The organism is Pseudomonas sp. 05N434 (genome assembly GCF_056396965.1).
This window is the reverse complement of the sequence record NZ_JBFTMK010000961.1, coordinates 1-867: the sequence shown is the minus strand read 5'-3', so window position 1 is coordinate 867 and position 867 is coordinate 1. Positions and strand designations below refer to the sequence as shown.

Annotated in this window: 1 protein-coding gene and 1 pseudogene; both read right to left on the bottom strand. The window is 59.3% G+C overall.

Translation table 11 applies throughout. The annotated features are described in order from the left end of the window. Positions 1 to 512: ABC transporter ATP-binding protein (locus tag AC1DLB_RS31070; RefSeq protein ID WP_477786412.1), on the bottom strand; the 512-nt coding region annotated here is incomplete at its 3' end. Between the two features lie 244 nt (positions 513 to 756). Continuing rightward, positions 757 to 867 (bottom strand): annotated as a pseudogene (locus AC1DLB_RS31065) (gamma-glutamyl-gamma-aminobutyrate hydrolase family protein); the annotation flags it as partial.

The following is an 867-nucleotide window of genomic DNA, read 5'->3' as shown; positions in this document are numbered from 1 at the left end:
CAGCGCTTGGCCAACGAACGCGCCAGTGCCACACGCTGACGCTGACCGCCGGACAACTGATGCGGCTTGCGTTTGGCGTATTGGGTCATGTGCACCAGGCGCAGCATTTCTTCGACACGGGCGTCGATTTCGCTGGCGGGCAAACGGTCCTGCTTGAGGCCGAAGGCGATGTTCTGCGCCACCGTCATGTGCGGGAACAGCGCATAGGACTGGAACATCATGTTGATCGGCCGTTCGTAGGGCGGCATGTCAGTGATGTCGACACCGTCGAGCAGAATCCGCCCTTCGGTCGGGCGCTCGAAGCCGGCGAGCATGCGCAGCAGCGTCGATTTGCCCGAGCCGGAACCACCGAGCAAGGCGAAGATTTCGCCTTGATGGATTTCCAGGGACACATCGTCCACGGCGGTGGTTTCGTCGAATTTCTTGGTGACGCGGTCGACTTTCACCAGCACCTTTTTCGGTGCCTGGTGACTATCAAGAGCCTTCCTGTAGATGCTGGAGGCGTTTGCCATATGAAACTCCCAACAGGTTTCAGTCGTCGGGCCAACACGGCCTGACTTAAGAGTGGATTGCAAACCCGGGCCGGGCGATGCCATTGAATTCAACGCTTACCGCTCGGGCTTATTCGGCACCGCCGTCCTGGCTGCCTGGTCGTACTTGTTGTTATTGCGGTTCATCTATTACGTGAGCCACCGGCGCGCAAAGGCACGCCCGCCAGACTCACGGGGGCAGTCAATCGATTGGTAATGTCTGAAGTCAGCGCGTATTGCGCAGCGCCGCCCGTTGTCGGCACGCCTCGCCAAACGCCTGGAAAATACTCAAGTAAGGGGGATTCGAAAGCACCTGCCATTCCGGGTGCCATTGCAC